Origin of the sequence: Hydrogenophaga sp. (genome assembly GCF_050250835.1) — a bacterium.
GTDB lineage: Bacteria > Pseudomonadota > Gammaproteobacteria > Burkholderiales > Burkholderiaceae_C > Hydrogenophaga.
Genome location: NZ_JBFWNX010000008.1, coordinates 1 through 23,647 on the forward strand (window position 1 = coordinate 1; position 23,647 = coordinate 23,647).

The 23,647-nt window shown below is 67.3% G+C and carries 20 protein-coding genes; 10 read left to right on the forward strand and 10 right to left on the reverse strand.

Annotated features, from left to right (window positions below):
- Window positions 1–309 precede the first annotated feature (309 nt).
- Both AB7F11_RS11610 and AB7F11_RS11615 read left to right on the forward strand, forming a co-directional pair.
- Window positions 310–2,865, forward strand: coding sequence for an FtsX-like permease family protein (locus AB7F11_RS11610; RefSeq protein ID WP_428291665.1), 2,556 nt, complete (start codon window positions 310–312; stop codon window positions 2,863–2,865).
- 44 nt (window positions 2,866–2,909) lie between these two features.
- Complete coding sequence (locus tag AB7F11_RS11615) at window positions 2,910–3,989, forward strand: lipocalin-like domain-containing protein (RefSeq protein ID WP_428291671.1); 1,080 nt, start codon at window positions 2,910–2,912, stop codon at window positions 3,987–3,989.
- Between the two features lie 4 nt (window positions 3,990–3,993).
- Here the strand turns inward: AB7F11_RS11615 and AB7F11_RS11620 are convergent, their stop codons facing one another.
- Window positions 3,994–4,665, reverse strand: a complete 672-nt coding sequence (locus AB7F11_RS11620; protein ID WP_428291666.1) for a FadR/GntR family transcriptional regulator — start codon at window positions 4,663–4,665, stop codon at window positions 3,994–3,996.
- Window positions 4,666–4,822: 157 nt separating this feature from the next.
- Here AB7F11_RS11620 and AB7F11_RS11625 point away from each other — a divergent pair, with 157 nt between their 5' ends.
- Window positions 4,823–5,695, forward strand: a complete 873-nt coding sequence (locus tag AB7F11_RS11625) for a fumarylacetoacetate hydrolase family protein (RefSeq protein ID WP_428291667.1) — start codon at window positions 4,823–4,825, stop codon at window positions 5,693–5,695.
- Window positions 5,696–5,735: 40 nt separating this feature from the next.
- Window positions 5,736–6,713 carry a tripartite tricarboxylate transporter substrate binding protein gene (locus AB7F11_RS11630; protein ID WP_428291668.1) on the forward strand — a complete coding sequence of 326 codons (978 nt, stop codon included), beginning with the start codon at window positions 5,736–5,738 and terminating at the stop codon, window positions 6,711–6,713.
- Window position 6,714: 1 nt separating this feature from the next.
- Here the strand turns inward: AB7F11_RS11630 and AB7F11_RS11635 are convergent, their stop codons facing one another.
- From AB7F11_RS11635 to AB7F11_RS11645, 3 genes are all read right to left on the reverse strand, one after another.
- Complete coding sequence (locus AB7F11_RS11635) at window positions 6,715–7,293, reverse strand: hypothetical protein (RefSeq protein WP_428291669.1); 579 nt, start codon at window positions 7,291–7,293, stop codon at window positions 6,715–6,717.
- Window positions 7,294–7,463: 170 nt separating this feature from the next.
- Window positions 7,464–8,474, reverse strand: coding sequence for an MlaD family protein (locus AB7F11_RS11640; protein ID WP_428291670.1), 1,011 nt, complete (start codon window positions 8,472–8,474; stop codon window positions 7,464–7,466).
- 274 nt (window positions 8,475–8,748) lie between these two features.
- Window positions 8,749–9,555 carry an MlaE family ABC transporter permease gene (locus tag AB7F11_RS11645; RefSeq protein ID WP_428300012.1) on the reverse strand — a complete coding sequence of 269 codons (807 nt, stop codon included), beginning with the start codon at window positions 9,553–9,555 and terminating at the stop codon, window positions 8,749–8,751.
- Window positions 9,556–9,699: 144 nt separating this feature from the next.
- On the opposite strand from AB7F11_RS11645, the gene AB7F11_RS11650 reads away from it, so the two are divergent.
- Window positions 9,700–11,262 carry an acyl-CoA synthetase gene (locus AB7F11_RS11650; RefSeq protein WP_428291787.1) on the forward strand — a complete coding sequence of 521 codons (1,563 nt, stop codon included), beginning with the start codon at window positions 9,700–9,702 and terminating at the stop codon, window positions 11,260–11,262.
- 686 nt (window positions 11,263–11,948) lie between these two features.
- Here the strand turns inward: AB7F11_RS11650 and queG are convergent.
- Window positions 11,949–13,046 (reverse strand): tRNA epoxyqueuosine(34) reductase QueG, encoded by a 1,098-nt coding sequence (queG, locus tag AB7F11_RS11655; protein WP_428289862.1) that lies wholly within the window; start codon window positions 13,044–13,046, stop codon window positions 11,949–11,951.
- A gap of 27 nt (window positions 13,047–13,073) precedes the next feature.
- Here queG and tsaE point away from each other — a divergent pair, with 27 nt between their 5' ends.
- Both tsaE and AB7F11_RS11665 read left to right on the forward strand, forming a co-directional pair.
- A complete protein-coding gene (gene tsaE, locus AB7F11_RS11660) occupies window positions 13,074–13,622 on the forward strand; it encodes a tRNA (adenosine(37)-N6)-threonylcarbamoyltransferase complex ATPase subunit type 1 TsaE (RefSeq protein ID WP_428300746.1) in 549 nt (182 codons plus the stop codon).
- Window positions 13,619–15,064 carry an N-acetylmuramoyl-L-alanine amidase gene (locus AB7F11_RS11665; protein WP_428289861.1) on the forward strand — a complete coding sequence of 482 codons (1,446 nt, stop codon included), beginning with the start codon at window positions 13,619–13,621 and terminating at the stop codon, window positions 15,062–15,064. Before tsaE ends, AB7F11_RS11665 begins: the two co-directional genes overlap by 4 nt.
- A 10-nt stretch (window positions 15,065–15,074) precedes the next feature.
- On the opposite strand, the gene AB7F11_RS11670 is transcribed toward AB7F11_RS11665, so the two are convergent.
- The 4 genes from AB7F11_RS11670 to AB7F11_RS11685 are packed head-to-tail and all read right to left on the reverse strand — an operon-like array spanning window position 15,075 to window position 18,174.
- Window positions 15,075–15,401, reverse strand: a complete 327-nt coding sequence (locus tag AB7F11_RS11670) for a non-heme iron oxygenase ferredoxin subunit (RefSeq protein ID WP_428289860.1) — start codon at window positions 15,399–15,401, stop codon at window positions 15,075–15,077.
- A 16-nt stretch (window positions 15,402–15,417) separates the two neighbouring features.
- Complete coding sequence (locus AB7F11_RS11675; RefSeq protein ID WP_428289859.1) at window positions 15,418–15,900, reverse strand: aromatic-ring-hydroxylating dioxygenase subunit beta; 483 nt, start codon at window positions 15,898–15,900, stop codon at window positions 15,418–15,420.
- Entirely contained in the window at window positions 15,897–17,165 is a 1,269-nt protein-coding gene (locus AB7F11_RS11680; protein WP_428289858.1) for an aromatic ring-hydroxylating dioxygenase subunit alpha, read from the reverse strand. The genes AB7F11_RS11675 and AB7F11_RS11680 overlap by 4 nt, the downstream gene beginning before the upstream one ends.
- Window positions 17,166–17,187: 22 nt before the next feature.
- Window positions 17,188–18,174, reverse strand: coding sequence for a 2Fe-2S iron-sulfur cluster-binding protein (locus AB7F11_RS11685; RefSeq protein ID WP_428289857.1), 987 nt, complete (start codon window positions 18,172–18,174; stop codon window positions 17,188–17,190).
- Window positions 18,175–18,246: 72 nt separating this feature from the next.
- Between AB7F11_RS11685 and AB7F11_RS11690 the strand changes: the two genes are divergently transcribed.
- Entirely contained in the window at window positions 18,247–19,161 is a 915-nt protein-coding gene (locus AB7F11_RS11690; RefSeq protein WP_428289856.1) for a LysR family transcriptional regulator, read from the forward strand.
- A 2-nt stretch (window positions 19,162–19,163) separates the two neighbouring features.
- On the opposite strand, the gene AB7F11_RS11695 is transcribed toward AB7F11_RS11690, so the two are convergent.
- Window positions 19,164–19,817 (reverse strand): DedA family protein, encoded by a 654-nt coding sequence (locus tag AB7F11_RS11695; RefSeq protein WP_428289855.1) that lies wholly within the window; start codon window positions 19,815–19,817, stop codon window positions 19,164–19,166.
- Between the two features lie 35 nt (window positions 19,818–19,852).
- On the opposite strand from AB7F11_RS11695, the gene mutL reads away from it, so the two are divergent.
- Together mutL and gdhA are read left to right on the forward strand one after the other, a co-directional pair.
- The gene (mutL, locus tag AB7F11_RS11700; RefSeq protein WP_428289854.1) at window positions 19,853–21,985 is read left to right on the forward strand and encodes a DNA mismatch repair endonuclease MutL; all 2,133 of its coding nucleotides are present in this window, start codon (window positions 19,853–19,855) and stop codon (window positions 21,983–21,985) included.
- 85 nt (window positions 21,986–22,070) lie between these two features.
- Complete coding sequence (gdhA, locus tag AB7F11_RS11705; RefSeq protein WP_428289853.1) at window positions 22,071–23,414, forward strand: NADP-specific glutamate dehydrogenase; 1,344 nt, start codon at window positions 22,071–22,073, stop codon at window positions 23,412–23,414.
- Window positions 23,415–23,647 lie beyond the last annotated feature (233 nt).

Here is a 23,647-nt window from a genome sequence, read left to right on the forward strand (position 1 = left end):
CCGAGGGGGCTGGGCCTGCCTTGGGGGCGGCCCGGCGGCTGGCCCTGGCCCCCACGCTCCGCCGCTGCGCGGGTCGCTGCCCCCCGAGGGGGCTGGGCCTGCCTTGGGGCGGCCCGGCGGCTGGCCCTGGCCCCCACGCTCCGCCGCTGCGCGGGTCGCTGCCCCCCCGAGGGGGCTGATTCGCCTTGGGGGCGGCCCGGCGGCTGGCCCTGGCCCCCACGCTCCGCCGCTGCGCGGGTCGCTGCCCCCCCGAGGGGGCTGATTCGCCTTGGGGGCGGCCCGGCGGCGAATCGCTTTAAGCTCCTGCAGATGCGCGCGCTGCTCTCCACCTTCTCCAGGCAGGAACTGCGCCATCACCCGTGGCGCAATGCCTCGGCGGTGGTGGCGGTCATGCTCGGCGTCGCGCTGGCCTTTGCGGTACACCTCATCAATGCCTCGGCGCTGGCTGAGTTTTCCAGCGCGGTCAGCGCGGTGAATGGTCAGCCCGACCTGTCGCTGCGCGCGCGCCAGGGCCTGCTCGACGACCGGCTGCTCGAACCGGTGGCGGCCCATCCGGGCGTTGCCCTGGCCAGCCCGGTGCTGGAAGTCGCCACCCAGGTGACTGACGCCCGGGGACAGCGCGTGGCGGTGAAGCTGATCGGCGTGGACGCGCTGGCGGTGGCTGGTCTCTCGCCTGCGCTCATGCCGGTGGTGGAAGGACCCGATGGCGCGGGCTCTGGCCAAAGGCTCGACCTGTTCGCGCCCGACGCGCTGTTCCTCAATCCGGCCGCCGCCCAGGCACTGAGTGGCCTGCGCGCGCTGCAATGGCCCCATGCCACGCTGCGCGTGGCTGGCCGTGTGAACGCACCCGGCGCGCCGCTGCTGGTCATGGACGTGGCGGCGGCTCAGGAACTCACGAACCGCGCCGGCCAGTTGAGCCGCATCGACCTGCGGCTGGCCCCCGGCGCGCGCGCTGACGAGGTGCTGGCTGCACTGGCCTTGCCCGACAACGTGATCGCGCAGCGGGCCGAACAATCCGGCGAGCGCGTGAGCAACCTCTCGCGTGCCTACCGCGTCAACCTCACAGTGCTGGCCCTGGTCGCTCTTTTCACCGGCGCATTCCTGGTGTTCTCGGTGCTGTCGCTGTCGGTGGCTCGGCGCCAGCCGCAATTCGCACTGTTGGGCGTGCTGGGCCTGTCGGGTCGGGAGCGGCTGCGCCTGGTGCTGGCCGAGTCGGCCTTGCTGGGACTGCTGGGCAGCGCACTGGGCGTGGTCCTGGGCACCGTGCTGGCCGCACTCGCGCTGCGCCTGCTCGGCGGCGACCTGGGCGGCGGCTACTTCACCGGCGAGTCCCCTCCTCTGCTGTGGAGCCCGTGGGCAGCGTGCGTGTATGGCCTGCTCGGTGTGGCGGCTGCGATGGTGGGCGGCTGGTGGCCCGCGCGCGCCACGGCGCGCATGGCGCCTGCCCTGGCGCTCAAGGGCCTGGGCGCACCCGCGCCGCGCGGCGCTCGCCGCCACCGGCTGGCGTTGGCGCTGATTGCGCTGGCAGCGGCACTGGCCTGGGCACCACCGGTGGCCGGCATCCCGCTGGCAGCCTATATCTCGGTGGGCCTGTTGCTGGTGGGCGGCATCGCGGCGTTGCCGCTGGGGGTGGGCTGGCTGCTGGATCGGCTGGCACCGCGCGTGGCCCGCCACGCCTTGCCGCTGCTGGCGGTGGAGCGCTCGCGTCGCCTGCGCGAAACCGCCGCCGTAGCCACCAGCGGCGTGGTGGCAAGCCTCGCGCTGTCGGTCGCTCTCACGGTGATGGTGGCGAGCTTTCGCGATTCGGTCACGCATTGGCTCGACGCCGTGCTGCCCGCGCCGCTGTATGTGCGCAGCGTGGGTGGCGTGGGCGACGCCAGCCACCTGCCCGAGGACTTCATGACGGCGGTCACGGGCGTGCCCGGCGTGGTGCGCGCCGATCCGCTTCGAGCCACGCCGGTGCAGCTGGACCCGGCCCGCCCGCCCGTGGTGCTGCTCTCGCGCCCCCTCCTTCCGGTGCCGGGCGCCATGCTGGGCCTGCCGCTGGTGGACACACCGCGGCAGGCGCCGCGCGCCCGCGACGGCGAGCGCGTGGTTCCGGTGTATGTCAGCGAGGCCACGGTGGACCTCTATGGTGCGAAGCCCGGCACCTGGCTCGACGAGCTGGCGCGGGCCTTCGCCCAGCCACAGGCGCGCGGCACGCGCTTTTTCGTGGCTGGCGTGTGGCGGGACTACGCACGCCAGCATGGCAGCGTGGTGATGGACCGCGCCGACTTCATCCGCCTCACGGGCGATGCGCGCGTGAACGACCTGGCCTTGCTGCTCGCGCCTGACGCACAGGAGATCCAGGTGCAAGTGCAGATCCGGACCGAAGCCATCCGTCTGGGCGTGGCCGACCAGATCCAGTTCGCATCGGCCAGCCAGATCCGCGCTGGCTCGCTGCGGATTTTCGACCGCAGCTTCGCCGTGACGGTGTGGCTGCAGGCGGTGGCGATCGGCATCGGCCTTTTCGGCGTGGCTGCCAGCTTCAGCGCGCAGGTGCTGGCGCGCAAACGCGAGTTCGGCCTGCTCGCCCACCTGGGGCTCACGCGCCGCCAGATTCTGGGTGTGGTCGCACTCGAAGGCCTGGCCTGGACGCTGCTGGGCGCGCTGGCCGGCCTGGCGCTGGGGCTGGCGGTCAGCCTGGTGCTGGTGCATGTGGTCAATCCGCAAAGTTTCCACTGGACCATGGACCTGGTGCTGCCCTGGGCACGGCTGCTCGCGCTGTGCGCCGCCGTGGTGATGGCGGGTACGCTCACCGCCTGGCTCGCGGGCCAGGCCGCCGCCAGCCGCGACGCGGTGCGCGCTGTCAAGGAGGACTGGTGAACTTCGATCGACGCCAATGGCTGATCGGTGCTGCTGGCGCGTGCATGCTGCCCTCGCCGATGCTGGCGCAGAACGAGCACCGCCCAGGTGACGTGCTGCGGCCGCGCCCGCTGGTGTTCCCACGCGACCACGGCAGCCACAACGAGACCCGCACCGAGTGGTGGTACCTCACCGGCCATGCACGCGATGGGAACGGGCGCGATTTCGGCTTCCAGCTCACCTTCTTCCGCAGTCGCGTCGACGAAGCGCGAGACCTCAAGAGTCGACTGGCGGCAAAACACCTGCTGTTCGCGCACGCGGCCATCACCGACGTGAAAAATGGCGTGCTCGTGCACGACCAGCGCATTGCGCGCTGGAACGGCGAGCGGCCCGCGCGCACCGGCCGCGCGGTGTTTGCGAGCGTGCAGGACACGCACATTGAACTGCGCGACTGGCACCTGCGGCGCGAGCCCGGAGGAAACTACGCGATGCGGGTGGGCGACGAAGCACTGCAGATCGAACTGCAGGCGCAACCGCGCCAGGCCCTGCTGCTGCAGGGCGAGAACGGCTTCTCGCGCAAGGGCCCCGATCCGGCGCAGGCAAGCTTCTATGTGAGCCAGCCGCACCTGGCAGTGCAAGGCACACTGGGCTTGCGCGGCCAGCGGTTTGCGGTGAAGGGCAGCGGCTGGCTGGATCACGAATGGAGCGAGGCGCTGCTGCACCCGCAGGCAGTGGGCTGGGACTGGATCGGCATGAACCTGCTGGACGGCACCAGCCTCACCGCCTTCCAGTTGCGGCGCAAGGACGGTGGCAAGGTGTGGGCGGGCGGTTCGTTCCGCGCAGCGGGCAGCGCTCAAAGCCCCACCGACATCTACCGCTTTGCCGCCGGCGAGGTGGACTGGCAACCCCAGCGCTACTGGACCAGCCCTCTCACCCGCGCACGCTACCCGGTGGAGTGGGTGGTTCGAACGCCGGCCGACTTCTACACCGTCAAGGCCATCATCGACCCGCAGGAACTCGACAGCCGCGCAAGCACCGGCACCGTGTACTGGGAAGGCCTGTCGGAGCTGCTCGACAGCAACGGCCGCATGGTGGGGCGCGGCTACCTGGAGATGACGGGCTACGCGCAGCGTCTCGTGCTGTAAGTTCTCAGTAGCCGAGCAGGTTCTGTCGGACGTGAAGCAGGTGTTCAAGTGTGAGCTCGCGCGCTCGCGCGGCGTCACGATCCCTGAGCGCGCTCACGATCTGCCGGTGCTGCGCCTGATAGGCCAGCCGACGTTCGGGCGTCACGCTCTTCTTCTTGAGCTGACCCCAGTCGCCCTGGGCGCGCACCGTCTTCATGAGGCTGAACACATTGCCCACGAAGCTGTTGTGCGCGGCGTCGGCTATGGCCTGGTGCAGCTCGGCGTCCCAGTGCTCGAAGGCTTCGAGCGTGTCCGCTGCCTCGGCCTGGTCGCAGCAAGCGTCCATGCGTTGCAGGTCGGCGGCGTTCGCATTGCGGATCGCCAGTTCGATGATGGCGGGCTCCAGGGCCAGGCGCGCCTCCATCAGGTCGGCCGGACTGGTGTGCTGCGAGGAATCCTGCTGCACGCGCCGGCCCAGGCGCGCACCCGCCTGCTCGGTCACGAAAGTGCCGCTGCCCACGGTCTGCTCGATGAGCCCCTGCTGCTTGAGTTCGGCCAGCGCCTTGCGCACCGTGGTGCGGCTGACGGCAAAGGTGTCGGCGAGTTCGCGTTCGGTGGGCAGGCGGTCGCCCGCGCGCCACTGCCCCGCCTGCAATTGCTCCAGGATCGTTTCGCGCAGGGGTGCCGACAGGTTCATGGAGGGCAATGTACCAAAACAGACCAATGCGCCCACAAGGTTCGCTCTAGGGGCTTTCCCCACTTCATGTCCGCCTGCCATCTTCTATGATTCCTGGACTGGTTTTGATTGGTATTTTTTGGTACCTTTTCTGGATTTTTCCCTTCAAGGAGTCTGCGTGCGCATCGCCACTTTCGTTCATCAAGGCCAGCGGCAGGTCGGTGCCGTCTCGGCCGACGGTCAGACTGTTCAGGCCCTGGCCCTCGATCCTTCGGACGCGCGACGCGGCGTGCTGGCCCTGGTGGAGGCGGCAGCCGCCGGTGCGCCTGCTCCGGCGCCCATCGGCGCGGCCCTGAAGCTGTCAGACGTGCAACTCGAAGCCCCCATTCCCTTGCCGCGTCGCAACCTCTGGTGCGTGGGCCGCAACTACCACGAGCACGCCAGAGAGCTGCAGGGATCGGTCTTCAAGAACAACAACAGCAACCCGGCCGCCTGGCCGATCGTGTTCACCAAGGTGCCCGAATGCGTGGTGGCCGACGGCGCCGACGTGCTGCTGCCCGGCGAAGCGATCTCGCCGCAGATCGACTACGAGGCCGAGCTGGCTGTGGTGATCGGCACCGGCGGCAAGAACATCACCCGCGCCGACGCCATGAAGCACGTCTTCGGCTACACCATCGTCAACGACGTCACGGCGCGCGATGTGCAGATGCGCCACCAGCAGTGGGACATGGGCAAAAGCTTCGACACCTTCTGCCCCATGGGTCCCTGGATCGTCACCGCCGACGAACTCGACGGCCAGCACACTCGCGTGCGCTGCTGGGTCAACGGCGAGCCCCGCCAGGATGGCCGCACCGAAGACCTGATCTTCGACATTCCCACCCTCATCGAAACCATCTCGCGCGGCATCACGCTCTACCCCGGCGATGTGATCGCCACCGGCACGCCAGCGGGTGTGGGCCTGGGGCTCACGCCGCCCACGTTTCTGAAAAGCGGCGACGTCGTGCGCATCGAGATCGACGGCATCGGCGCGCTGCAGAACCGGTTTGTCTGATCGACCCGTCATTCACGAAAAACACCTTCAGGAGACAAGCATGAAACGAACCGCACTCAAGCTGTGCAGCCTGGCCCTGGCGCTGGTCGCCACGGTGGCCGCCACCCACGCGCAGGACGCCTACCCCAGCAAACCCGTGACCATGGTGGTGCCTTTCCCGCCCGGCGGCGTGGCCGACGTCGTGGGCCGGCCCGTGGCCGAGGCCATGGGGCGCCACCTCAACCAGTCGGTGGTGGTGGTCAACCGCGCGGGCGCAGGTGGAGGCATCGGCATGGCGCAGGTGGCCAAGGCCGCGCCCGACGGCTACACAATGCTGATGGCACTGTCTTCCATCGTCGTGCTGCCCGAAGCCGACAAGATCCTGGGCCGGCCGCCGATGTTCGAACTCTCGCAACTGCTCCCCATAGCCCGCATGACGGCCGACCCCACGGTGCTGGTGGTGCGGGCCGACAGCCCCTGGAAGACCTACGCTGAATTCATTGCGCATGCCAAGGCCAACCCGGGCCGCGTGACCTTCGGCTCATCGGGCAACTACGGCACCATGCACGTGCCCATGGAGCAGCTCAAGGCCGCCACGTCCAGCTACATGCTGCATGTGCCCTACACCGGCGCAGGGCCAGCCATTCTGGGCATGCTCAGCGGGCAGGTGGATGCGGTGGCCACCGGCCCGGCCAGCGCGGTCGGCCAGATCAAGGCGGGCAAGCTGCGCGCGCTGGCGCACTGGGGCGAAGGCCGGCTGGCCCTGTTGCCCGACGTGCCCAGCTTCAAGGAACTGGGCGTGCCGATCAGCTACTCGCAATGGGCCGGCATCTTCGTGCCAGCCGGCACACCGCCCGTGGTGGTGAACAAGCTGCGAGAAGCCGCGCGCGCTGCCGCACAGGACCCGAAGACCGTCCAGGTCATGACCACCGCAGGCACCTCGTTCCAGTTTCAGGACGCCGCCGAATTCGACAAGTTCGTGCAGGACGACGCCCAGGCCATGAAGACCGTGGTGCAGAAGATCGGCAAGGTGAACTGAGTCAGCGCGCCGCAGGGGGCGGCGCCACCAGGTCGATGCGGCGCTGCAGGCGGGCAGCTTCGTCCCTGGCACCCGCAGCCTGCGCGCGTTCCCGCTGCACGCCGAGCCAGGCCAGCAGCGGGCGCCGCCAGCCACGCGCCGAGGCGGTGTCCACCGCTGTGGTGATCACGCCGGGCGTGGCCCGGCCACTTTTCAGCAACACGCCAGCGGCCACCAGTTGCGACAACGGGTCCTTGATCGCGGCCACCGCAGCATCCGGCACCGCGTTGCCGATCAGGCTGCGATGCGCTTCGGGCAGCAGCGCGGCATCGGCCGGCTTTGCCGTGCCCTGCAGATACCGCGCGTAGGCCTGCTCGGCCGGCGCGGCGTCCAGCGCCAGTGCATCGAAACCCGCACACGGCTCGAACACCAGCGAGGCCACGCGGGTGGCGCAACGCAGCAGCTCCGCGCGCGCCAGCAGATCGGCGCGTCCGGTGCTGGTGATCTCGCGCCGCGCACGCCCGAACTCCAGCGCCTCGACGCGCGCATCGCCCACCAGCCAGGCCTCGGCCGCGCGCTCCGTGCTGGTCTTCGCATTCATCTGCCATTCGGGGGCGGGTGGCGTGCCGGAGCAGGCAGTCAAGAGCAAGCCCGCAACGAGCGCCGTGAATGCCATCGAGAAACAGCGCGGATCCGGCTTGGCCGGGCCGCAGCTGTTGCCCCCTTGAGGGGGTGACGGGACCGAAGGGACCGGCGCGGGGGTGAGCTTCATCATGGCAGGCGAATCTCTGTTTCACGCGCAAACGGCCACTTGCGGTTGATCTCGTTGATGAGCGAGTCCACCTTGCGAAGGCTCGACTCGACCTCCGCGCGCAGCGTGCCCAGATCGCCCGTGGCGTCGCGCGTGTTGCTGGCCACGCCCTGCACCTCCACCAGCACCGCGTCCACCTTCTGCAGGCTGTTGCGCGCATCGGCCAGCAAGGCATTGAGCTGCTTCACCGTGGCCTGCGCATCGCCCACCAGACCGGTCTGCCCCGGCGCGGCGCCCTGGCCGAACACCTGGCGGTCGGCATTGGCAGCCAGGCTGTCCAGCCGCCTGGCCAGCGCATCGGCACGCAGCAGCAACGCGTTGGTGCGCTCGATGGTGAGCACCAGTTTCTTCGCGTCGTCGTCGTTGCCCATCAACACACCCAGGCCACCGTGCGGCCCTTTCAGGCGTTCAGCAGTCACCTGCACGCCGCCCAGCGTGCCGGCCACGGCGCCATCGGCCGCCGTGAGTGCGGCCAGGTTCTCCAGCACCTCGCGCATGCTGGCCGCGAGCTTGGGAATTTCGGCGGCGGTGTCGCCCCGCAACACGGTGCGCTCGGCACCATCGGGCAAGGGTGGGTCTTCGAGCACGCCGCTGTAGGCGCGCAGGCGCGTGCCGCCCACGATGCCGCGTTCCATGGTGAAAATGCTCGAGGTGCGCAGCCACTTGGCGTCCTTCTCGGGCACATCCACCAGGATGCGAACGTTCCCGTCGTCGGCCAGTTCGATGCGCGCCACGCGCCCGATGGCAAAGCCGGCAAAGGTCATGTCCATGCCGACCACCACGCCTTCGGAGTCGTCGGCGATCAGCACCAGCCTCTGCGTGGGTTCGAAGACGCCGCGCGCGAACATCACGTAGGCGGCCGAGCCCACCACCAGCAGCACCATCACCACCAGCAGCAGCGCGGCCTTGAGTTCCAGATTCTTCACTGGTGGCGGTTCGTCGTACGAAGGGGGTGAAGGCGTGGGCGTCATTGGGATCTAGGGCCTGTTCACACTATTTTTCCAAGTGCGAATGGGGTGGAAACAGCGCCAATCTAGGCGCACGACGACGGCCAGACTGGGTGTCTGGCCTAGGAGTGCAACGACGAGTGGCGCTGTTTCCACCCCATTCCCTTCGGGTTGCGGCCAAAAAGGCCATGCGCGGCGTTGCGAAGCCTTGCCAGGGGAAAACCCCGGCTGCGTTTCGCGCCTTGCGCATGGCCTTTTTGATCCGCAACGCATCTTGGAAAAATAGTGTGAACAGGCCCTAGTAATAGTTGCCGATCAGCGAGGTGACCTCGATCAGCAGCACCACGGAGAACAGGCGCGCGAATTCGGACATGTCGCTGCGGCGGGAAAAGCCGCCATGGTCATCGCTCTGCGCGCTGGCGGCCAGCGGCACCACGCCCACGGCCAGGGCGAAGAACAGCGTCTTGAGCGAGAAGATGAGCGTGACCGTGGGCGAGAACACCTGGCCCACGCTGCGGGTGTAGGCGGGCAGGCCCCAGGGCGAGAAACCATAAACCGTGAGGTAGGTGAGCACCAGGCACACCACGCACGCCAGCGCCGCCAGCAACAGCACGGAGAACATGGCGGCCAGCGCGCGCGGCAGCAGCACCAACGCCAGCAGCGATTCCAGCGGCGCCAGGCTGCCCTCGCGCTGCGCCCTCGCAAAACGTCCGCGCAATGCCTGCGCGGACGGCATGGCATAGCGCGCGGCCACGAACATGGCCGAATACAAGGGGATCAGCTCCAGCACCAGGGTGCGCACCAGCACCTCGAGCGCGTACTGCGACAGACCGTAGCTGTAGGCTGTGGCCACCACGATGCGGATGAGCACCAGGCTCACCAGCGCCGAGAGCACCAGAAACCAGGTCAGGAGCGGTGCCGTGGCGGTGTAGAGGTGCGCGAACACCGCACCGCGGTGGGCTGTGCGAGTGTAGATGGACGGCGTGAGCGCCAGCACCACGATCTGTGCGCCCATGTGGATCACATGCCACCACGCACGCCAGGTGGCGCGGGCCTTGCGGCCCCAGTGGCCCATCAGGCTGTGGGTGGCGTTCACGGGGTTCATGCGGCCATGATAGTCGGCACACTGAGCGCAGCCGGCGCCCCACACGTGAGCAAACGTGACAACCGGCTGGTGTAAACGCGCATGCGTGCTCGCCGGGTTTGATTTTCAATCGGGCCATCCCTCAGCCGTCATCAGGAGCCTTGCATGCCGTTTTCAGTCCACCCTGTGGTGCGCCGCCAGACCATCGCTGACGCCCTGCGCCGCACCGCGCTGCGCCTGCCAGACAAGACCGCGATTGTCTGTGGCGCCACGCAATGGACCTATGGCGAGTTCGACGCACTGGTGAGCCGTCTGGCCGCCGGCCTGGCCCGCATCGGGGTGGCGCAGGGCGACAAGGTGGCGGTGCTGGCGCGCAATTCGCACGGTTTTGCCGCCCTGCGCTTTGCGCTGGCGCGCCGCGGAGCGGTCATGGTCCCGATCAATTTCATGCTCAAGGCCGACGAGGTGGCCTACATCCTGCGCCACGCCGGCGCGAAGACCCTCGCCACCGACAGCGGCCTGGCCGCCCTCGCTCGCGATGCCGCCGCGCTCGACACGCAAGTCGCTCAGTACCTCTGGCTGCCTTCCGAAGACCCGAGCGAGCCGGTGCCCGGCATGCACGCCTTTGACGATCTGGCCGCGTGTACGGACTCCCTGCCCGACGTCACCCTGGGCAGTTTCGACCTGGCGCAGATCGTCTATACCAGCGGCACCGAATCCACCCCCAAGGGCGCCATGCTCACGCACGACGCCGTGCTGTGGCAGTACGTGAGCTGCGTGATCAACGCCAGCATCGCCGAGGAGGACCACGCCCTGCACGCCCTGCCGCTGTACCACTGCGCCCAGCTCGACGTGTTCTTCGGACCGGCCATCTACATCGGCAGCAGCAACGTGATCACCGCCAAGCCGGTTCCCGACAACCTGCTCGCCCTGATCGAGAAATTCCACATCACGAGCTTCTTCGCGCCGCCCACGGTGTGGATCGCGCTGCTGCGCTCGCCGCTGTTCGACGCCACCAAGCTGAAAAGCCTGGCCAAGGGCTACTACGGCGCCTCGATCATGCCGGTGGAGGTGCTCAAGGAGCTGGCCTCGCGCCTGCCTGCGGTGCGCTTGTGGAACCTCTACGGCCAGACCGAGATCGCGCCGCTGGCCACCATGCTGCCCCCCGAGGACCAGCTGCGCAAACCCGGCTCCTGCGGCAAGGCCGTGCTGAATGTGGAAACCCGCGTGGTGGACGACGCCATGCGGGACGTGGCCGTGGGCGAAGTCGGCGAGATCGTGCACCGCTCGCCGCATCTCATGCTGGGCTACTTCAACGACCCCGAGCGCACGCAAACCGCCTTCGAGGGCGACTGGTTTCACAGCGGCGACCTCGCCACCATCGACGACGAAGGCTACATCACGGTGGTGGACCGCAAGAAGGACATGATCAAGACCGGCGGCGAGAACGTGGCCAGCCGCGAGGTGGAAGAAATGGTCTATCGCCTGGGGGCCGTCAGCGAAGTGGCGGTGATCGGCCTGCCCGACCCGAAATGGGTGGAGGCAGTCACCGCCGTGATCGTGTTGAAGGCCGGCCAGCAACTCAGCGAGGCCGAGGTGCTGGCCCACTGCAACCAGCACATGGCCAGCTTCAAGAGCCCGAAACGCGTGGTGTTCACCGACAGCCTCCCCAAGAACCCGAGCGGCAAACTGCTCAAGCGCGAACTGCGCCAGCGCTACACGGCCTGAGTCCCGGAAAGGCCCATGCGGGCTGAGCTTGTCGAAGCCCTGCCCAATCTGAAATGCCCTTCGACAGGCTCAGGGCGAACGGTGAGGTGGGCGGGCCTGCGCAAGCGCCCAGCAAGCCCCCCGTTCGGGCTGAGCTTGTCGAAGCCCTGGCCAATCCGAAACACCCTTCGACAGGCTCAGGGCGAACGGTGAGGTGGGCGGGCCTGCGCAAGCGCAAAGCAAGCCCCCCGTTCGGGCTGAGCTTGTCGAAGCCCTCGCCAATCTGAAATGCCCTTCGACAGGCTCAGGGCGAACGGTGAGGTGGGCGGGCCTGCGCAAGCGCCCAGCTAGCCCCCCGTTCGGGCTGAGCTTGTCGAAGCCCTCGCCAATCCGAAACACCCTTCGACAGGCTCAGGGCGAACGGTGAGGTGCGCAAGCGCCCAGCAAGCCTCCCGTTCGGGCTGAGCTTGTCGAAGCCCTGGCCAATCCACAATCCCCTTCGACAGGCTCAGGGCGAACGGTGAGGTGCGCAAGCGCACAGCAAGCCCCCCCCCGTTCGGGCTGAGCTTGTCGAAGCCCTCGCCAATCCGAAACACCCTTCGACAGGCTCAGGGCGAACGGTGAGGTGCGCAAGCGCACAGCAAGCCCCCCCCGTTCGGGCTGAGCTTGTCGAAGCCCTGGCCAACCCGCAATCCCCTTCGACAGACTCAGGGCGAACGGTGAGGTGGGCGGGCCTGCGTGAGCGCCCAGGTCACATGCTCGCGCACGAGTTCGCTGGGGTGTTCAGCCCGAGCATGAAGGGCGTTCAACAACGTTTCATCGAACTCGGACCGCAGCGCATTGCCCAGCGCCACCGCCAGGTTGCGCAGCCAGCGTTCGTGACCGATGCGCCGGATCGGGCTGCCTTCGGTGTGGCGCAGGAACTCGGCCTCGCTCCAGGCAAACAGTTCGACAAGGGTTGAGCCCCTGAGGCCTTCGCGCGCATCGAAATCGGGCAGCGGGCTGAGCCGCGCGAACTTGTTCCAGGGGCAGACGAGCTGGCAATCGTCGCAGCCATAGATGCGGTTGCCCATGAGCGGCCGCAGTTCCAGCGGGATGGCCCCCGCGTGTTCGATGGTGAGGTAGCTGATGCAGCGTCGCGCGTCGAGGCGTTGTGGCGCGGTGATGGCCTGCGTGGGGCAGACCGCGATGCAGGCGGTGCAGGCTCCACAGTGTTCACTGACCGCTTCGGTCGGCGGCAGCGCGAGGTCCACATAGATCTCGCCGAGAAAAAACATGGATCCGGCCTCGCGGTGCAGCAGCAGCGTGTGCTTGCCACGCCAGCCCTGCCCGCTGCGCTGCGCGAGCTCGGCCTCGAGCACCGGGGCCGAGTCGGTGAACACGCGGTGGCCGACCGGACCCACCGCCACCTGGATGCGATCGGCCAGCGTCTGCAGGCGGTTGCGCAGCACCTTGTGGTAGTCGCGGCCCCTGGCATAGACCGACACCACCGCCTCTCCAGGGCGATCCAGGCGGGCGAGTTCCAGTGCCTGCCAGCCCTCACGGGTGTCGCGTGGCAGGTAGTCCATGCGCGCGGTGATCACGCTCAAGGTGCCCGGTACCAGCTCGGCCGGGCGGGCGCGCTTCATGCCGTGCGCGGCCATGTAGGCCATGTCACCGTGACATCCAGCCGACAGCCAGGCCCGCAAGCCGGGCTCGGCGGCCGACAAATCCACACCAGCCACGCCAATTTGCGAAAATGCGAGCTCCTGGCCCCAGGCCTGTATCTGCGAGACGAGTTGAGCGGCATCCAGAACGATCTTCATGTGCAGTCCATTGTAGGAACCGCCCCGGTGCCTGCGGGTTCGGCGTCCGCCGCCGCGCAGTGGCGAGGCCGCTGGGAAACCGAAGAAGACACGCAGACCTTTGCCCGCCAGCTTGCCACCTCGCCCGCCATCGCCCACGCCACCATTGCCCTCGACGGGGACCTGGGCGCGGGCAAGACCACGCTGGTGCGCCATCTGCTGCGCGCACTCGGCGTGCGCGGGCGCATCAAGAGTCCCACCTACGCCGTGGTGGAACCCCACACGACGATCGACTGCGCGGTGATGCCCGCAGGTGAACCTTTGCAAATCTGGCACTTCGACTTCTACCGCTTCTGCGACCCGCGCGAATGGGAAGATGCGGGCTTTCGCGAACTTTTCGCCAGCCCCGGTCTCAAGCTGGTGGAGTGGCCCGAACGTGCTGGCGCCTTTCTGCCTCCGGTTGATCTGCGCATTCACATCCAACCCGACGAGATGACCCCTCAAGACCACATTGATCTGGATCAGGACACACAACGCCAGGTCGGTGCCACGGCCCTGACCCCCACGGGCCGCCTCCTGCTGGAGGCACTGGCATGACACTCTCCCGCCGCAAGCTGCTGCGCACGGGTTCTCTGGTGCTGCTGCTGGGCGCGCAGCAGATCGCGCGCGGCGCAAGCGTGGTGGCAGTGCGCATATGGCCTGCAGAAGACTACACCCGCGTGACCATCGAGTCCGACGGCGTTCTGAAGGCGCGCGAGTTCTTTGTCAACGAACCGCCGCGACTGGCGGTGGACATCGAAGGCATCGACCTGCTGCCGGGCCTGCGCGAGCTGGTGGGCAAGCTCAAGTCGGACGACCCGAACATTGCAGGCATCCGCGTGGGCCAGAACGCGGCCAACGTGGTGCGCCTGGTGATCGACCTCAAGCAGCCCATGAAGCCGCAGGTGTTTCACCTGGAGCCGGTGGCCGCCTACCAGCACCGCCTGGTGTTCGATCTCTACCCCGTGAACGCGCCGGACCCGCTGGAGCAACTGATTGCCCAACGGATGAAGGACCTGGACGAGGCGAGCGCGCGCGCTGCGCAGCTGCTGGGCCTGGAAACCGGCAAGGTGACCCGGCCGGGCACCCTGCAGGACGATCCACTGGGTGCGCTGATTGCCCGGCGCGAGCTCCCACCTGGCGTCACCGGACCGGTGGCACCGGGCAACGCACCCGCCCAGCCCCCGGTCAGCGTGGACGACAAGACCATGGCAGACGCTGCGCCGGGCAAGGGCAGCCCCTCCAAGCAGCGACCTGTGGGCAGAGGCAAGACCGAGCGCCTGATCATCGTGGCGCTGGACCCGGGCCATGGTGGCGAAGACCCCGGCGCCATCGGCCCTGGTGGCACACATGAGAAAAAGGTGGTGCTGCAGATTGCGCAGAGATTGCGCGACCGCATCAACGAAACCCGCGTGAATGGCAACCCCATGCGAGCCTACATGACGCGCGACAAGGACTTCTTCGTGCCCTTGCAGGTGCGCGTGCAAAAGGCCCAGAAGGTACAGGCTGACCTGTTCATCAGCCTGCACGCCGACGCCTTCCTCACGCCCCGGCCGCAGGGTGCCAGCGTGTATGCCCTGAGCACCAAGGGAGCCACCAGCGCCGCGGCACGCTGGATGGCCGACAAGGAAAACGCGGCCGACCTCGTGGGCGGCCTCAATGGCAAGTCGAGCTCCGACGCCCACCTGCGTCGCGCCCTGCTGGACATGAGCACCACGGCGCAGATCAACGACAGCTTGAAGCTCGGCAGCGCGATGCTGGGTCACGTCAAGCGAATCGGCAAACTGCACAAGCCCCGCGTGGAACAGGCCAACTTCGCGGTGCTGCGCGCGCCTGACATCCCCAGCGTGCTGGTGGAGACCGCCTTCATCAGCAACCCCGATGAAGAAAAGCGCCTGAACGACCCGAAGTACCAGAACGACCTGGCCGACGCGCTGCTGCGCGGCATCGTCGCCTACTTCTCCAGGCACCCGCCACTGGCAAGAACCCGCCAGATCTGAGCGGGGGCGCTCAGCCTGCGAGGTTCAGCAGCACCCGGCCGCCTTCCACGCGCACGGGATAGCAGCGCAGAGCTTCGGTGACCGGTGCGCAGGTGGCCCGACCATCGCGCACGTCGAACTTCCCCTGGTGCAGAGGGCATTCGATTTCGTGCCCCTCCAGAAAACCATCGCACAGCCGCGCCTGGCCGTGGGTGCAGGTGTTGTCGGTGGCGAACACGCCGCCCTCCACCTTGTAGATGGCGATGTCGCGCCCAGCGACCTCCAGACCGGTCACGTCGTCGTCGGCCAACTCGTCGAGCGAGGCGGCATCGGTCCAGGCATCGGGATTCGCACTCATGAAGGCACCTCGCGATTCAGATGGGGTAAATGATGGAGTTGGGGATCATTTCGCTGTCGTACACGCACAGGCGAGAGGCGAACCTGAGCCCCTGTGGCGTGCGCACGATCACGTCGATGTAGCGGCCGACGTTGAAGACCGTGCTCTCTTTCGACAGCTTGGTGCGGAACACGGCGTAGTTGGCCTCGACCTCGAAGCGATCTGTCTCGACTTTGTGAACCAGCGGGGCGCCCACCACATGGCGCTGGTAATAGGGGTCGTGGAACAGGGTTTCCCTGATGCCGTAGGCGCGGTCCTTGAGCATGCCCTTGCTCTCGAAGGACAGGGTTGCCAGCGGAAAGCCGCGCTCATGGTTCTCTCGCGGGATCAGCTTGTAGACACCGTCTTCAATGAAGAACTCGGGCCACAGGTCCCAGTCGCCCGAATCCACCGCCTGCGCGTAGTCGGCGTAAAGGCGCGTGATCGCCAGGTGGTCCTCGAAATTCAGTGACGTGTTCATGCGGGATCCTCCATCACATCACGCCAGTACTGGTACATGCCCCGAATCAGCGTCTCGGTGACCATGTGGTCGGTATCTCCCACTTCGCGGCCGCCGAGTTCGGCCAGCGTGCGGTGGTAGGGCTTTTGCTCGAAGCCCTGCTGCGAGAACTCGATCACCTCGCCGTCGTCGGCCGACACGAAGCCCGCCGGGCCGAACAGGTTGGCCTGGCGCAGGCGGCGCTGCGTCATCTCGGGGGTGTCGTCCTCGAAGCCGAAATGCGTCCACACAAAGTCAAACGCGCCATGCCCGTCGGGCTGAATGTGGCGCGTGGAAACGCTGTTGACCTGCTGCTGCAGGATCACGCTGGGAAAGAGCGTGGTCATCACTGCCGTGGGGCCGCCCCACCAGGGCTCCGGCACGATGTCCAGGAAGCGCGGGTCGTGCAGTTGCATGCTTTCCTTGAAGCTCGACACCTGCGTGACCTGATCGGCCTTGCCCGACTGCCCGCGCGTGGAGATCATGGCCGCGTGGCGGTGGTGCGCGTCCATCTTGAGTTCGCTCTTGTTGTCGGCGCGCCAGAGGCCGAAGGTGACGAACCAGGTGTGCAGCAGGCCTGGGTGGTAAGGGTCCTTGATGTTCTCCTGCATCAGCTTCCAGTTGCCCGGAATGCGCTGGCGGTTGTAGCCCAGGATGGTGAGCGCTCGGCCATTGAAGAGTCGGTCGAAGTAACCGAGGATGACGGGGCCGAGGAAATCCTCCAGCGACTCGACACCGTGGTCGAAGCTGGCGAACACCACGCCACCGCGCGTGGCCACCTTGAGCTGGTTGAGGCCGTGGTCGGCGGTCTTGAAGTCGGCCGGCATGCCGCCGTTGACCTTGCCGTCCTGCTTGACGCCGCGGCGAAACGGCACGCCCTGCAGATCGCCCTTGAGCGTGTAGCTCCATTGGTGGTAGGGGCAGACGAACTCCTTCTTGTTGCCGTGGCGCTCACGGCAGAACTGCATGCCCCGGTGCGCGCACACGTTCTCCACCACGCGGATCTCGCCCTCGGCGTCGCGCACCAGGATCACCGAACGCTCGCCGATCACCGTGCGCTTGAAGTCGCCAGGGTTCGGCACCTCCGCTTCCAGGCCCACGTAGTTCCAGTGACGGGTATAGAAAAAGCGTTCGAGCTCTTTCCTGTGCAGTGCCTCGTCGGTGTAGGCCATGAAGGGAATGCGGCTCGTGCCTTCGGACTCCCAGCGCAAGCGGTCGGGAAATGTCCCGTCGGTGTTCGTGTCCATCTTGGTCTCCTCTTGGTCGTGTTCAGCTGCTGCTGGCGTAGAAAGCGTCGGCGTGGATGTGCTCGGGCAACACGCCCATCTGCCGGATTTGCAGTGAGGTGGCTTCCACCATGGGGGGTGCTCCGCACAGATAGGCGCGAAAGCCGTCGAGCCTGGACCAGTCGTGGCGGATCGCGTCGGTCACCAGCCCCGTGCGACGGCCCGTTGCGCGACCCGATGCCACCACAGTGTGCAGGTGCAGACCACGGTGGTGCCTCTGCAGATCGGCCAGCCAGTCAAGCCCATAGAGGTCGCGCTCGGAACGAACGCCGAAGTACAGGTGCATCGGGTTGCGCATGCCGGCGGCCAGTGCGCCGCGCAAGATGGAAAGAATGGGCGCAAGCCCTGTGCCGCCAGCCACACACAGCATGGGCCCTTCGTGGCGGCGACGCAGGTAGGCCGATCCCAGCGGGCCGCTCACGCGCACCGCGTCACCCAGCTTCAGGACGTGGGCAATGTGGCCGCTCACGCGACCTTCGGGCACCAGGCGGACATGGAACTCCAGCTCGCCATCGCCACACAGCCCGGCCATGGAATACGGCCGGATGTGCTCGGGCGTGAACTGCAGTTGGGCGTACTGGCCCGGCGAAAACGCCATGGGTCTGGCCGGACGAAGGCGCAGCCGCTTGATGTCGTGCGTCGCGTCCTCCATGCCCACCACAGTGGCCTTGACGATGCGCGCCGTGTGTACCACCACCTCGTCGGGCTCGGGAATCTCGACGGTGCAGGGCTCGGTGAGGAAGGTCTGGCACGCCAGCACCGAGCTGGGGTCGTCGCCAGCCTGCGCGTGCCGCACTTCGCGCCCCGACTCCAGCACCTGTCCAGACACCACTTTGCAGCGGCAGGTGCCGCAGCGGCCCGCCATGCAGCTGTAGGAGACCGGGATGCCATGCGCGCGCAGCGCTTCCAGCAGGTTCGTGCCTGCGGCGACGCTGAGCGTCTGGGAAATCGGCCGGATGTGAATGTCCATCGACCGATGATCATCGCCCCGTAAAAATCAGTCAACGCAATGGCATGAATGACCGATATCATTCAAATCAATATGAAACTCGAAGACATCGACCTCAACCTGCTGGTGGTGTTCAACCAATTGCTCACCGAACGCAAGGTGTCCAAGGTGGCCGAAAACCTGGGGCTGGGCCAGCCGGCGGTGAGCAACGCGCTGGCCCGCCTGCGCAAGCTGTTCGACGACGAACTCTTTCTGCGCACCGCCCACGGCATGCAGCCCACGCCTTTCGCCGAACACCTGGCCGAATCCATCGGCTATGCGCTGGGCATGATCCATGGCGCGGTGAATGCCCGCACCTCGTTCGACCCTGCCACCAGCCAGCGCAGCTTCTCCATCGGCATGACCGACATCGGCGAGATCTACTTCCTGCCGCGCCTCATGCAGCGCGTGCAGGAACTGGCGCCCAAGGTCAGCATCAGCACGGTGCGCCACACCAGCCTGAACCTCAAGGACGCGATGGAGGCCGGCCAGATCGACCTGGCGATCGGACTGCTGCCTCAGCTCAAGGCCGGCTTCTTCCAGCGGCGCATGTTCGAGCAGCGATACGTCTGCCTGTTTCGCCAGGGACACCGGCTCGATCAGAAGCGCCTGCGCGCGGCCGACTTCTTCGCCGCCGATCATCTGGCCATCGTCTCGGCCGGCACGGGCCACGGACAGGTCGACGAGATCCTGGACAACCACTCGCCACAGCGCCGGGTCAAGCTCAAGGTGCCTCATTTCGTGGCCATCGGTCACATCCTGCAATCCACCGACCTGATTGCCACCGTGCCCGAGCGCCTGGCCGAGCGCATGGTGGCGCCGTTTGGACTGCGCCACCTGCCACACCCCGTGGACCTGCCCCGCATTGCCATCAACCAGTTCTGGCATGCGAAGTACCACAAGGACCCCGCCAACCAGTGGCTGCGCGGCCTGGTCTTCGATCTGCACGCCGACGGCGCGCCCGCCTGAACTCAGGCGGCGTTGCGCTTGGCCTCGCGACTGGCTTTCCAGCCCCCATAGAGGGCAATGAGGCCGGGGATGATGATCATGGCCCAGATGATCTTGCTCAGGTTCTCCTGCACCCAGGGCAGGTTGCCGAACCAGTAGCCCGCGGCGGTGAGCCCCACCACCCAGATCAGCGCGCCGATCACGTTGTAGGCGGTGAATTTGGTGCGGGTCATTTCGGCCACACCGGCCACAAAGGGCGCAAAGGTGCGGATGAAGGGCATGAAGCGCGCGAGGATGATGGTGATGCCGCCGTAGCGCTCGTAGAACGCGTGCGCCTGGTTGAAGGCGTTGCGGTTGAACAGGCGCGAGTTCTCCCACTGGAAAACCTTGGGGCCAAAGTAGCGGCCAATCGAATAGTTCACCTGGTCGCCCAGCACGGCGGCCACCACCAGCAGGCCCATGGCCAGCGGCAGGTTCATGAGGCCCGCGCCGCACAGCGTGCCCACCACGAACAGCAGCGAATCCCCCGGCAGGAAGGGCATGACCACCACGCCGGTCTCGGTGAAGATGATGAGAAAGAGCAGCGCGTACACCCAGGCGCCGTAGTTCTGCACGAAGGTCTGCAAATGCTGGTCTACGTGCAGGATGAAGTCGATGAGGAAGGCAATGATTTCCATGGAGGGGCATTATGTCTGCGGCCTACAATTTGCCCGTGACCCACCTCCCCACCCTCAGCGCCCCGCACCGCCGCCCCATTCGCGAACTCCCCGATGAACTGGTCAGCCAGATCGCCGCCGGCGAGGTGGTGGAACGGCCGGCATCGGTGGTGCGTGAGCTGCTCGACAACGCGCTGGACGCTGGCGCCACCCAGATCACCGTGCGCTTGCAGGCCGGTGGCGTGCGCCTCATCAGCGTGGAAGACAACGGCGGAGGCATCCTGCGCAGCGAACTGCCCCATGCCCTGAAGCGGCACGCCACCAGCAAGATCGCCAGCCTCGCCGATCTGGAGTCCGTGGGCACCATGGGCTTTCGAGGCGAGGCGCTGGCGGCCATCTGCTCCATCGCCGAGGTGTCGCTGCTGACCCGCGTGGACACCGACGAAGCGCCGCACGGCTGGCTGCTGGATGGCCGAAGTGGCGAGCTGAGCCCCACCGCCCGAGCACCGGGCACCACGGTCGAAGTGCGCGAACTGTTCTTTGCCACACCGGCGCGGCGCAAGTTCCTCAAGACCGACGCCACCGAGCTGGCCCACTGCATCGAAGCGGTGCGCCGGCATGCGCTGGCTCGCCCCGACGTGGGCTTTGCCATCTGGCACGACGGCAAGCTGGTGGCGCAGTGGCGCGCCGTGGCCGGTGGCGGCATCGGCGCCCTGCGCCAGCGCCTGGCCGACGTGCTGGGCGAGGACTTCGTGCAACAGGCGGTGGCGGTGGACTGGCCTGTGGACCCACCCGCCGACGGCATGCAACGACTGCGCGTGTGGGGCTTCGCTGGTGTGCCCGACGCCGCGCGCTCGCGCGCCGACTGGCAGTTTGCCTACGTGAACGGCCGCTACGTGCGCGACAAGGTCATCATGCACGCCGCCCGAAGCGCCTACGAAGACGTGCTGCACGGCCAGCGCCAGCCGGTGTATGCGCTCTACGCCTCGCTCGACCCGGCGCGCGTGGACGTGAACGTACACCCCACCAAGATCGAGGTGCGTTTCCGCGACAGCCGCGAGGTGCACCACGCGGTGCGCCAGGCAGTGGAAACCGCGCTGGCGGTGCCGCGATCGGCCGCAAATGCCGATGCCACGGGCGCCGAGTCCGCACCGGTGTGGACGCCACCCGCGCGGCAGACCGGGCTGGCGTTTGCGCCGCGCCAGCCGGAGGTGGGGCACCGGGTGAACGATGTGGGGGCGTTGTGGGGTTACGGGTCTGGAAGGGCTTCGACAAGCTCAGCCCGAACGGGGGCGGGTGGAGCCGAAACGAATACGTCCGATCGGCCTGAGCTCACCCCAGACCGGTCTGAGCTCACCCACGACCAGACTGCATTCACCCCCGATCGGGCTGACTTCAACTCCGTAAGGGCTGAGTTCACCCCCGTTCGGACTGACCACAACCCCGTAAGGGCTGACTTCACCTCCGTTCGGACTGACCACAACCCCGATCGGGCTGAGTTCACCCCCGATCGAACTGACCACAACCCCGATCGGGCTGAGTTCACCCCCGTTCGGGCTGAGCTTGTCGAAGCCCCCGCCCTTCTGCAGCCCCTGCCGCCAGGCGACTGGCCCCTGGGCCGTGCCATCGCCCAATTGCAAGGCGTGTACATCCTGGCCGAGAACACACAAGGCCTGGTGGTGGTCGACATGCACGCCGCGCACGAGCGCATCGTCTACGAACGCCTCAAGCAGCAGCTCGACGACCAGCAGGTGTCCAGCCAGCCGCTGCTGATCCCGGCCACCTTCGCTGCCACGCCCGAAGAAGTGGCCACCGCCGAAGCCTGCGCCGAGGTGTTGGCCACGCTCGGTCTGGAGGTGAACCCGCTCTCACCGCGCACGCTGGCGGTGCGGGCCGTGCCCACCACCCTGGCCCAGGGCGACCCGGTGGAACTCGCGCGCAGCGTGCTTGCCGAACTGGGCCAGCACGACGCCAGCACCGTGGTGGAGCGCGCGCGCAACGAACTGCTGGCCACCATGGCCTGTCACGGTGCGGTGCGCGCCAACCGCCGCCTCGCGCTGGACGAAATGAACGCGCTGCTGCGCCAGATGGAAGTGACCGAACGCTCCGACCAGTGCAACCATGGTCGCCCCACCTGGCGCCAGGTGAGCATGAAGGAACTGGACGCGCTGTTTCTCCGCGGTCGCTGACCTGAAGGCACCAAAACCGGGCGTTTTGTCAGGCGGAATGCCGACTTCGCATAATCTCATGCACCAACTTGAAGCATGAGACTCCATGAAATACACCTCGGCCCACCACTTTCTCGACCAGGTCGCGCAACGCAACCCCCACCAGAGCGAATTCCTTCAAGCCGTCACCGAGGTGACGGAAAGCCTGTGGCCTTTCATCAGCAGCCACCCACGCTATGCGGAGCAGGGTCTGCTGGATCGGCTGGTGGAGCCCGAACGGGTGCTCATGTTCCGCATCTCCTGGGTCAACGACCATGGCGACGTGCAGGTGAACCGCGGCTACCGCATCCAGCACAGTTCCGCCATCGGGCCCTACAAAGGCGGAATGCGCTTCCACCCCTCGGTGAACCTGTCGATCCTGAAGTTCCTGGCGTTCGAGCAGACCTTCAAGAACGCACTCACCACGCTGCCCATGGGTGGCGGCAAGGGCGGCTCTGATTTCGATCCCAAAGGCAAGAGCCCGGGCGAGGTGATGCGGTTTTGCCAGGCGCTCATGAGCGAGCTGTTCCGCCATGTGGGCTCGGACACCGACGTCCCTGCAGGCGACATCGGCGTGGGCGCGCGCGAGGTCGGGTTCATGGCCGGCATGATGAAAAAGCTCGGCAACCGCGCCGACTGCGTCTTCACCGGCAAGGGCCTGAGTTTCGGCGGTTCGCTGGTTCGCCCCGAAGCCACCGGCTACGGCACCGTGTACTTCGCCGAGGAAATGCTCAAGCAACAGGGCAAGAGCCTGCAGGGCCTGCGCGTGAGCGTGTCCGGCTCGGGCAACGTGGCGCAGTACGCGGTGGAGAAAGCCATGGCCCTGGGCGCGAAAGTCATCACCGTGTCCGACTCCAGCGGCACCGTGATTGACGAAGCCGGGTTCACAACCGCCAAGCTGGCCGAACTGATGGAGGTGAAGAACCACCTCTATGGCCGGGTGAGCGACTACGCCGAGCGCACGAAGACGCGCTTCGAGGCCGGCATCAAGCCCTGGGCGGTGCCGGTGGACGTGGCCCTGCCCTGCGCCACGCAGAACGAACTGGACGCGAAAGACGCCGCCACGCTGGTGAACAACGGCGCGTGCTGCGTGGCCGAGGGCGCCAACATGCCCACCACCATGGACGCGGTGGCGGTGCTGGAAGCTGCGGGCGTGCTGTACGCACCCGGCAAGGCCAGCAACGCCGGTGGCGTGGCCACCTCGGGGCTGGAGATGAGCCAGAACGCCATGCGCCTGTCGTGGCCCCGTGAAGAGGTGGACGCGCGGCTGCACACCATCATGGTCGGCATCCACCAGGCCTGCCTGCAACATGGCAAACGCAAGGATGGCACGGTCAGCTACGTGGACGGCGCGAACATCGCCGGCTTCGTCAAGGTCGCCGACGCCATGCTCGCCCAAGGCGTGGTCTAAAGCCCCCACGCTCCGCCGCTGCGCGGGTCGCTGCCCCCCGAGGGGGCTGGGCCTGCCTTGGGGCGGCCCTGCGGCTGGCCCCTGGCCCCCACGCTCCGCCGCTGCGCGGGTCGCTGCCCTCCGAGGGGGCTGGGCCTGCCTTGGGGCGGCCCGGCGGCTGGCCCGTTCTTGTTGCCCCCACGCTCCGCCGCTGCGCGGGTCGCTGCCCCCCGAGGGGGCTGGGCCTGCCTTGG